General features: G+C 53.5%; 1 rRNA gene (running past one end of the window). It reads left to right on the top strand.

Annotated features, from left to right (window positions below):
• Window positions 1–86: 86 nt before the first annotated feature.
• A 23S ribosomal RNA gene (locus tag ACFFNX_RS47070) occupies window positions 87–430 on the top strand (its annotated part continues 2774 nt past the right edge of the window); the annotation flags it as partial.

Here is a 430-nt window from a genome sequence, read left to right as displayed (position 1 = left end):
TGGTTTTGGTGGTGGTTGTTGGTTGGTTTCCCGTTCGTGTTTTGAGAACTGCATAGTGAACGCGAGCATCTTGTTTTTCTTGTTGTGTTCAAGTTTTTTAGGGCACACGGTGGATGCCTTGGCATCAGGAGCCGATGAAGGACGTGGGAGCCTGCGATATGCCCCGGGGAGTTGGCAACCGAGCGTTGATCCGGGGGTTTCCGAATGGGGTAACCTAGCACCTGTTATGGGGTGTTGCCGCCATCTGAATGTATAGGGTGGTTGGTGGTAACGCGGGGAAGTGAAACATCTCAGTACCCGCAGGAAGAGAAAACAATATGTGATTCCCTGAGTAGTGGTGAGCGAAAGGGGATGAGGCTAAACCATGCGCGTGTGATAGCCGGCGGGTGTTGCGTGTGTGGGGTTGTGGGAGCATTCTTGTCTGGTCCGC

The organism is Actinoallomurus acaciae, assembly GCF_042429965.1.
GTDB lineage: Bacteria > Actinomycetota > Actinomycetes > Streptosporangiales > Streptosporangiaceae > Actinoallomurus > Actinoallomurus acaciae.
Note: the sequence above shows the minus strand (reverse complement) of the source record. Positions and strands in the feature narration are given on the sequence as shown.